Consider the following 9,042-nt stretch of genomic DNA (forward strand, 5'->3'; position numbering starts at 1 on the left):
TGATCATGCGGGGCGGGACGCCGCGGCGGCCACCGGGTTTCCGGCGGGCCGCCCGGGCGGTTCCGGCCGGGCGGCCCGCAGGGCGCCGAGCAGCGCGTCGAGGTGCGGGGCGGCGGCCAGGATCGCCGCCCGTGCGGCCGGGTCCAGCTCGGTCAGTGCCTCGTCGAGCAGCGCGGCACGGTTGGTCTCGTAGTCGGCCATCCGCGCCCGGGCGGCGTCGGTCACGCGCAGCCGCAGCACGCGGCGGTCGCCGGGGTCGCGGTCCCGGGCCAGGAGCCCGGCGTCGGTGAGGTCGCGGACCAGTGTGCTCACCGTGTTGGGGGCGGTGCGGAGGCGCCGGGCCACCTCCTTACCGCTGATCCCCGGTGTCTCCCGGACCAGCAGGAGCACCTCCACCTGCGCCTCGGGCAGGGGGTCTCGTCCGACGCGCGCACCGGTCCGGCGGCGCAGGAGGCGGTGCAGCTCCCCCACGACCGCTCCGACGCGCGCGACCTGCTCGTTCGTCGCCACGGGGCCACCCGCCTCACATCGCAACAGTTCTGACTACAGATGTAAGGTACCCGGACGCACCGGATCCAGGGGGTACCCACTCGTGAGCAACGCCGCGCCGACCGCCGCGCGCCCGGCCGCCGACCGCGCCACCGCGTCCACCGGCGGCGTGACACTGCTGGTGCTACTCGGCACGCTCACCGCGATCGGCCCGCTGTCGCTGGACATGTACCTGCCCGCGTTCCCGGCCATGACCCGCGACCTCGGCGCCGACCAGGCCGGCATCCAGCTCTCGCTGACCACCTGCCTGATCGGACTCGCCCTGGGTCAGCTCGTCACCGGTCCGCTCAGCGACCGCTGGGGGCGCCGCCGTCCGGTGCTGGTCGGCGTGGTCGCGTACACGGTGCTGGCGCTGGCGTGCGCCGCGGCGCCGAACGCCCCGCTGCTGGCCGCCGTGCGGTTCGCCCAGGGCGTCGCCGGCGGCATGGGCGTGGTGGTCGCCCGCGCGGTGGTCCGCGACCTCTACTCCGGACGGGACGCCGCGAAGTACTTCTCCCGGCTCACCCTGGTCTTCGGGGTGGCGCCGGTGGCGGCGCCGAGCGTGGGCAGCCTGGTGCTCCGGTTCGGCTCGTGGCGGGCCGTCTTCGTGACGCTCGCCGTCATCGGGGTGGTGCTCGCCGTCGCGGTCGCGCTGCGCCTGCCGGAGACCCTGCCGCCGCAGCGCCGCAGCACCGGCGGCCTGGGGGCCACCGTCCGGACCATGCGGTCGCTGCTCGCCGACCGGGTCTACCTCGGGTACGCGCTGACGCAGGGCTTCGCGTTCGCCGGACTGTTCGCGTACATCTCCGGGTCGTCGTTCGTGTTCCAGGACGTCTTCGGCGTCTCCGCGGCGGTGTTCAGCGTCATCTTCGGCGTCAACGCGCTCGCCCTGGTCGCGGTCGGGCAGGCCAACGCCCGGCTGCTCGACCGGTTCACGCCATGCCGGCTGCTGGTCACCACACTCGTGGCCGGCCTGGTCACGGCGGTCGGCGTGCTGACCGGCGCGCTGGCCGGCAGCCTGGCCGTGACGGCGGTGGCGCTGTTCGCCTTCGTCGGCTCGCTCGGCATGGTGATGCCCAACAGCACCGCGCTGGCGCTGGACGCGCACGCCCGGCACGCGGGCACCGCCGCCGCGCTGATGGGCGGCCTCCAGTCGGTGGTCGGCGCGCTGGCCGCGCCGCTGGTCGGGCTCGGCGGGGAGGGCAGCGCACTGCCGATGGCGGTGGTCCTGGCCGGCGCCGCCTTCCTGTCGCTGACCGCCGTCCTGACGCTGGCCCGCCCGCGCGCGTGAGCCCGCCCGCGGGCCTGAGCCCGCCCGCGCGTATGAGCCCGCCCGCGCGCGTCAGGGCCGGGTGTTAAGAAGGGGCCCCTGCTCTACCGGAGGCGTTAAGAAGGGGCCCTTCCTTCCCCGCGAAGCGGGTTTCGACAGCGGTGCGGGTGGGCATGGCGGTGGCGCCGCCCGGTGACTCGCACACCACCGCCGCCACCCGCAGCGCGAACGCGACCCGCTCCTGCCAGCCGGCCGGGTCGGTGGGCTCACCGGCGGCCAGCAGCTCGGCGATCAGCGCGCCCATGACCGAGTCGCCCGCGCCGGTGGCGTCCACCGCGTCCACCTTGGGCGCGGGTACGCGTACCACGTCGTCGGCGGCGGCGACCAGGGCACCGTCCGCGCCGAGCGTGACCACGACGGTGCTCGCGCCCAGCTCCCGCAGGTACGCGGCGACGCCCTCGACCGGCTCGTCCGGGTAGAGCAGCCGCGCGTCGGCGGCGCTGAGCTTGACCAGGTGCGCGGCGGCGGCGAACTCGGCGACCACCGCCCGCAGCCCGTCCAGCGCGCCCGGCGCGGTGAGCAGGCGGGGCCGCACGTTCGGGTCGAACACCCGCAGCGCGCCCGCGATCGACCAGGCGCGGCGGGCGGCGGCCAGCACCGGCGGGTCGAGCAGCACTATCGACCCGCAGTAGAGCACGTCAGCGCCCTCGACCAGCGCCACGTCCAGATTGTCCGGGCCGAGCAGCGCGTACGAGCGGGGCTCGCCGTAGAAGCGGAAGTCCGGCTCCGGGCCGGCGAACGTCGCCACGGCGAGCGCTGTGGGCGCCGGCACCGTCACCGTCCCGCTGACGTCCACACCCGCGCCGGTGAGGAACGCGCGGATCCGTCCGGCCAGCGCGTCGTCGCCGAGCGACCCGACGAACCGCGCGTCCCCGCCGAGCCGGGCGGTCGCCACCGCCACGTTGAGCGGGCCGCCGCCGATCGCCTGCCGGTAGACGGGTTCCCCGTCGTGCTCGGCGTCGAGCAGGTCCACCAGTGCCTCGCCGAGCACCACCGCGTAACCCATCCTGGCTCCCCTCGTCGTCCTCCCCCGATCCTGGCGCATGCCGGGTGGCGGCGCGCCTCGACCCGGACATCGAGCAGCACCTATTGCGACGGGCGGCTGGACGTGGTGGGATGGCAGTGCCGGGTGACGACGCGGGGGCTGCCGCGTCGCCGGCCGCCGGGTCGAGCCGACGCGAGGGCATCCACGGTCCGTGGCAACGGACCGCAGGCGGTGCGCGCCCGCCGACGGCCCCGGCCGCACGCCGACCGGGCGCGGGCACCGCGATCGTCGCATCCGCTCGTCGAAGCGGGGCGGGCCGGACCGGCCACGCTCCGCGAGTCAGGAGATCCCCGTGCACCGAACCCGTACGGCCGCGTTGCTCACCGCGGCCGCCACCCTGGCCCTGGGCGCGTTCGCCCTGGCCACCAACTCCGGACCGGCGGCCGCGCACGGCGCGGCCATGACGCCGGGCGCCCGCACCTACCTGTGCTGGAAGGACGGCCTCACCGGAACCGGTGAGATCCGGCCGAACAACCCCGCCTGCTCGTCGGCGGTGGCCACGAGCGGGGCGAACTCGCTGTACAACTGGTTCAGCGTGTTGCGCTCCGACGCCGGCGGGCGGACCGTCGGGTTCATCCCCGACGGCAAGCTGTGCAGCGGCGGCAATCCCGGCTTCAGCGGGTACGACGCGGCGCGCAACGACTGGCCGGTCACCCACCTGACCGCTGGCCGGTCGATCGAGTTCCGGTACAGCAACTGGGCCCACCACCCGGGCACGTTCTACTTCTACGTGACCAAGAACAGCTGGAGCCCGAACCGGCCGCTGGCCTGGAGCGACCTGGAGGAGCAGCCGTTCCTGCAGGTGACCAACCCGCCGCAGCGCGGCGCTGTGGGCACCAACAACGGCCACTACTACTTCAGCGGCAACCTGCCGTCGAACAAGAGCGGCCGGCACATCATCTACTCGCGCTGGGTCCGTTCGGACAGCCAGGAGAACTTCTTCGGCTGCTCCGACGTGACGTTCGACGGCGGCAACGGCGAGGTGACCGGGATCGGCTCGGGCGGCAGCCCCGGCCCGACCACCCCGGCGCCGACCACGCCCGCCCCGACCACGCCGGCGCCGACCACCCCGGCACCGACCACGCCCGCGCCGACGACCAGCCCGACCATGCCGCCGCCGGGCAGCGGCGCCTGCATGGCGGTGTACAAGGTGGTCAGCGCCTGGCAGGGCGGCTTCCAGGGCGAGGTCGAGATCATGAACCACAGCACCCGGACGTACTCCGGGTGGACGGCGAACTGGACCTGGCCCAGCGGCCAGACCATCAACCAGGTGTGGAACGGCACGTTGAGCGGCAGCGGGGCGTCGGTGAGCGTCTCCAACGCCGCCTACAACGGCAGCGTCCCACCCGAGGGCCGGACCACGTTCGGCTTCACCGCGAACTTCTCCGGAACCAACTCCCTGCCCACTGTCACCTGCACCGGCAGGTGACCCCGTAGTGAGGAGGGCCCCCGGGGTGCACCCCCGGGGGCCCTCACCCGTCACGTCCGACTCAGCGGACCATGCTCCCGACGACCGGCTTGGTGAGCAGCGCGGACTGGTTGCGCTGGATGCCCGGGTCGAGCGTCTTGGCCACGAAGATGGCGTGCCAGATGCAGAAGATCAGTACGGTCCACACCTTGCGGGAGTGGTCGGCCTCCTCCCGCTTGTGCTCGTCCAGCAGGCGCATCGCGTACGACAGGTCGATCAGGTCACCGGCGCCCGAGGTGGCCAGCACGTGCCGCGCCCACTCGTACATCTCGCCGCGCAGCCAGACCCGGGTCGGGGTCGGGAAGCCCAGCTTCTTGCGGTTGACGATGGCCGGCGGCACGACACCCTGGAGGGCCTGGCGCATCGCGTACTTGGTGGCCTCCGAGCGGGGCGGCAGCTTCAGGTCGACCGGGATGCCGGCGGCGACGTTGAACACCTCCCGGTCCAGGAACGGCACCCGCACCTCCAGCGAGTGCGCCATCGAGATCCGGTCGGCCTTGACCAGGATGTCACCGCGCAGCCAGGTGTAGAGGTCGACGTACTGCATCTTGGTGACGTCGTCCAGTTCGGTGCACTCGGCGTAGATCGGGGCGGTCACGTCGGTGTAGCGCACCGAGGGGTCGTAGCGGCGCAGCAGGTGCTGCTTCTCCTCCTCGGTGAACATCCGGGCGTTGCCGTAGTAGCGGTGCTCGATCGGGGTGGTGCCGCGCTCCAGGAAGCTCTTGCCCTTGACGCCCTGCGGGATGGCCTTTGACACCGCGCGCAGGCCCTTCTGCACGCCGTCGGGCAGGCTGTTGACCGCGTTGAGCGACAGCGGCTCCCGGTAGATCGTGTAGCCGCCGAAGAACTCGTCCGCGCCCTCGCCGGAGAGCACCACTGTGACGTGCTCGGCGGCCTTCTTCGCCACGAAGTAGAGCGGCACCAGGGCCGGGTCGGCGACCGGGTCGTCCAGATGCCAGACGATCTTCGGCAACGCGTCGATCATGTCCTGCGGCCCGATCTTGGTCGGGATGGTGGTCACGTCGAGGTGCCGGGCCGAGTCCTGGGCCACGTCGATCTCGGAGTAGCCGGGCACGTCGTAGCCGACGGTGAAGGTGAGGATGTTCGGGTTGAACTCGCGGGCCAGCGCCACCACCGCGGTGGAGTCGATGCCGCTGGACAGGAACGAGCCGACCGGCACGTCCGAGCGCATGTGCATCCGGACGCTCTCGCGCAGCGTCTCCCGGATGTCGTGGTAGAGCCGCTGCTCGTCGGAGACCGGGGCCGGGCGGAACACCGGGCGGTACCAGCGGCGCACCTCGATCCGGCCGCCCGGGGTCCAGGTCAGGTACTCCCCCGAGCCGATCCGGCTGATCCCCTTGTGCAGTGTGCCCGGCTCCGGCACGTACTGCAGCGTCAGGTAGTGGCTCAGGTTGGCGGTGTCGATGCCCGCGTCGCCCTGGTACGCCGAGTAGGCGAACGGCAGCAGCGCCTTCTTCTCCGAGGCGAGGTAGAGGCCGTCCTGGGTCTCCAGGTAGTGCAGCGGCTTGATGCCGAAGTAGTCCCGCGCGCCGAAGGCCCGCCGCTCCTGGCGGTCCCAGATCACGAACGCGAACATGCCCCGCAACTTGGTGAGCACCTGCTCACCCCAGTAGTGGTAGCCGGCGACGATCACCTCGCCGTCGCCGTTGGTGGCGAACTGGGCCCCGTGGTCGCGGATCAGCTCCTCGCGCAGCTCGATGTAGTTGTAGATCTCGCCGTTGAAGGTGAGCAGGTAACGCCCGCCCGCGTACGGCAGGGGCTCGTGGCTCAGCGCCACGTCGATGATCGCCAGGCGCTTGTGCGCGAACACGCCGTCCGCGTACCGGCCGGAGGCGTCGCCGACCACCTCGACCCCTGTCTCGTCCGGGCCACGGTGGTGCAGGCACTCCAGTGCGCCGGCGATGTTGTCGCGGTGGGCGGCGGCGTCGCCGCGCGCGCTGAAGAAGGCCAGGAGTCCGCACATGGCCGCCATCTTTCCACGCGCCGGAAGCCGCCGTCGCGGCACCGCAGGCACCTCCCGCTGTCGTGCGCGCGGTACCGTCGGGACCAGCGACGAGGCTCAGGGAGGGGCGGATCATGGCCGAGGAGCGGACCCGGCAGGGCAAGGCGGCGGACGGCACGGAGTCGCACGACCCGGATTTCCCGGAGGCGTTCCTGTCCTTCATGCGGCAGGGCTGGCGGGACACCGAACTGCCGGTCACCCCGCGCCCGGAGGTGCCCAACCACGCCAAGCGGCGGGCCGCGCTGGCCGAGGCCTTCCCGGGCGAGACGCTGGTCATCCCCACGGGCAACGAGAAGGTACGCGCCAACGACACCGACCACCGGTTCCGGCCGGGCAGCGACTTCGCGTACCTGACCGGCGACCTGGAGCCGGACAGCGTCCTCGTGCTGCGGCCGGGCGGCGAGGCCACGCTGTTCATGCGGCCCCGGTCGTCCCGGGCGACCGACGAGTTCTTCCGCAGCCGCCACGGTGAGCTGTGGGTGGGCCGCCGGCCGACGCTGCGGGAGAAGTCCACCGAGCTGGGCCTCCCGACGGCCGACCTGAGCGAGCTGGACGCGGCGCTGGCCGAGCTGGCCCCGGGGCGTACCCGGGTGCTGCGCGGTTTCGACGCCCGGGTGGACGCGGCGGTGCGCCGGTACGACGGCGCGCGCGCCGAGGGGCAGCCCGGCCGCGACCGGGAGCTGGCGATCGCGATCTCCGAGCTGAAGCTGGTCAAGGACGAGTGGGAGATCGCGCAGCTCCAGGAGGCGTGCGACGCCACGGTGCGCGGCTTCGAGGACGTGGCGCGGGCGCTGCCGGCCGACCGCGGGGTCTCCGAGCGACTGCTGGAGGGCGTGTTCGCGCTGCGCGCCCGGCACGACGGCAACGACGTCGGCTACGGCTCGATCGTCGGGGCCGGCGAGCACGCCACGATCCTGCACTGGGTGCACAACCACGGCGCCACCCGTCCGGGTGAGCTGCTGCTGATGGACATGGGCGTGGAGAACCGCAACCTCTACACCGCCGACGTGACCCGGGTGTTCCCGGTCGACGGCCGGTTCACGCCGTTGCAGCGTCAGGTCTACGACGCGGTGTACGCCGCGCAGCAGGCCGGCATCGAGATGTGCCGGCCCGGCGTGGCGTTCCGGGACGTGCATCTGGCCTCGATGCGGGTGCTGGCCGAGGCGCTGAAGGATCTCGGGCTGCTGCCGGTGAGCGTGGACGAGGCGATGGACCCGGCCTCCACCGTCTACCGGCGGTGGACGCTGCACGGCACCAGCCACATGCTCGGCATCGACGTGCACGACTGCGCCAACGCGCGCAAGGAGTCCTACCGCGAGGGGCCGCTCGGCGAGGGGTACGTGCTCACCGTCGAGCCGGGGCTCTACTTCCAGCCGGAGGACGAGCTGGTCCCGGAGGAGCTGCGGGGCGTCGGCGTGCGGATCGAGGACGACATCCTGGTCACCGCCGGCAGCCCGGTGAACCTGTCGGCCGGCCTTCCGCGCGCCTCTGCCGAGGTGGAGACCTGGCTGGCCGAGCAGCGTGAGGCGGGCCCCCGCCTGCCCGGCTGATCCCTGCGGCCGCGAACCCTTCGGGCCCCTTCACCGCGCCTGCACGGCGGGTGGTGGGGCCCGTCGCCGTCCGGGCCGTTGCCGTCCCGCTCACGTGGTTGGTCACCGACCGCCGTTCGTGGGAGGAATGCGGGCTTTTTTCGGATACGTCTTCCTCGCGAGGAAGCTTCTCATACGGTGCTGTTCAGAGGCTACAACCGGTTTGTAGCTGGTCGCCCGACCTGGGGCGAGGCGACCCGTTTGGGAAGAACCGAAAGGGCTCTCATGTCGAACGACGTAACGACACCCGGCGGCGGCGCACCGATGGCGCCTCCGCCGCGGACGAACAGGCGGCGGGCGCTCTGGGTCGCCACCGGCGTGGCCGGGCTGACCGGCGTCGTCGGGCTGGCGGCGCTCGGCGGTCTCGCCGCCCGCGACGACAAGTCCGGCACCGAACCGGTGGCGGAGAACCACGCCGCCGCCCCGCAGAACGCCGGTGACGGCTCCCGCGCCGAGGACGGCAAGGGCGAGGACGATTACGGCAAGGACGGCAAGGGCCGTGGCCAGGAAGGCCGCGACCGCGGCGAGTGGGGCCCGGACAAGGGCAGGGACGGCAAGGACGACCACGGCAAGACCCACGAGGTCCCCTGCGACGACGACGCCCTGCTCGACGCCCTCGAACTGGCCAACCGCGACCACGGCGGCACCCTGAAGCTCGCCGAGAACTGCACCTACGAACTCGGCGTCAAGGACCGCAAGTTCGGCTCCGCCCTGCCCGAGATCAAGCAGGACGTCACCATCAAGGGCAACCACTCCACCATCAAGCGCGACGCCGAAGACACCTTCCGCATCTTCCGCGTCGTCGACGGCGGCGACCTCACCCTCAAAGACCTCACCATCTCCGGTGGCAACGCCAACGAGTTCAAGTACGGCGGCCCCGCCCCGGCACCCGGCAACGGCCAGCCACCCGCCCCGGGCAACGGCCAGCCACCCGCCCCGGGCAACGGCACCGGCCAGCCGCCGGCCGCCGCCCCGGCTGTCGCGGCCCCGGCCGCGGCGACCACCGCCACCACGGCAGCTGCGGCCACGCCGGTGGCCGACGGCATGAACGGCGGCAAG

6 protein-coding genes and 1 pseudogene are annotated in these 9,042 nt (G+C 72.9%); 4 read left to right on the forward strand and 3 right to left on the reverse strand.

The annotated features are described in order from the left end of the window. Positions 1–3 precede the first annotated feature (3 nt). Positions 4–510 (reverse strand): MarR family winged helix-turn-helix transcriptional regulator, encoded by a 507-nt coding sequence (locus C569_RS0124470; protein ID WP_018788377.1) that lies wholly within the window; start codon positions 508–510, stop codon positions 4–6. Between the two features lie 82 nt (positions 511–592). On the opposite strand from C569_RS0124470, the gene C569_RS0124475 reads away from it, so the two are divergent. Then, positions 593–1,819, forward strand: a complete 1,227-nt coding sequence (locus tag C569_RS0124475; RefSeq protein ID WP_018788378.1) for a multidrug effflux MFS transporter — start codon at positions 593–595, stop codon at positions 1,817–1,819. Between the two features lie 64 nt (positions 1,820–1,883). On the opposite strand, the gene C569_RS0124480 is transcribed toward C569_RS0124475, so the two are convergent. Continuing rightward, on the reverse strand, positions 1,884–2,864 hold the full coding sequence (locus C569_RS0124480; RefSeq protein WP_018788379.1) for a carbohydrate kinase: 981 nt from the start codon (positions 2,862–2,864) through the stop codon (positions 1,884–1,886). 325 nt (positions 2,865–3,189) lie between these two features. Between C569_RS0124480 and C569_RS0124485 the strand changes: the two genes are divergently transcribed. Continuing rightward, positions 3,190–4,332 (forward strand): lytic polysaccharide monooxygenase, encoded by a 1,143-nt coding sequence (locus tag C569_RS0124485; protein ID WP_196806778.1) that lies wholly within the window; start codon positions 3,190–3,192, stop codon positions 4,330–4,332. Between the two features lie 61 nt (positions 4,333–4,393). Here the strand turns inward: C569_RS0124485 and asnB are convergent, their stop codons facing one another. Continuing rightward, a complete protein-coding gene (gene asnB, locus C569_RS0124490) occupies positions 4,394–6,355 on the reverse strand; it encodes an asparagine synthase (glutamine-hydrolyzing) (protein WP_036346821.1) in 1,962 nt (653 codons plus the stop codon). A 113-nt stretch (positions 6,356–6,468) separates the two neighbouring features. Between asnB and C569_RS0124495 the strand changes: the two genes are divergently transcribed. Together C569_RS0124495 and C569_RS30985 are read left to right on the forward strand one after the other, a co-directional pair. Beyond that, the gene (locus C569_RS0124495) at positions 6,469–7,944 is read left to right on the forward strand and encodes an aminopeptidase P family protein (protein WP_018788382.1); all 1,476 of its coding nucleotides are present in this window, start codon (positions 6,469–6,471) and stop codon (positions 7,942–7,944) included. A gap of 264 nt (positions 7,945–8,208) precedes the next feature. Beyond that, positions 8,209–9,042: pseudogene (locus tag C569_RS30985) on the forward strand (hypothetical protein); the annotation flags it as partial.

Origin of the sequence: Micromonospora sp. CNB394 (assembly GCF_000374985.1) — a bacterium.
Lineage (GTDB): Bacteria > Actinomycetota > Actinomycetes > Mycobacteriales > Micromonosporaceae > Micromonospora > Micromonospora marina.

What these genes read in the sequence shown, in the direction of transcription:
- C569_RS0124480 (WP_018788379.1), bottom strand. Translation starts at nt 2,864, where the DNA reads ATGGGTTACGCGGTGGTGCTCGGCGAGGCACTGGTGGACCTGCTCGAC.
- asnB (WP_036346821.1), bottom strand. Translation starts at nt 6,355, where the DNA reads ATGTGCGGACTCCTGGCCTTCTTCAGCGCGCGCGGCGACGCCGCCGCC.
- C569_RS0124495 (WP_018788382.1), top strand. Translation starts at nt 6,469, where the DNA reads ATGGCCGAGGAGCGGACCCGGCAGGGCAAGGCGGCGGACGGCACGGAG.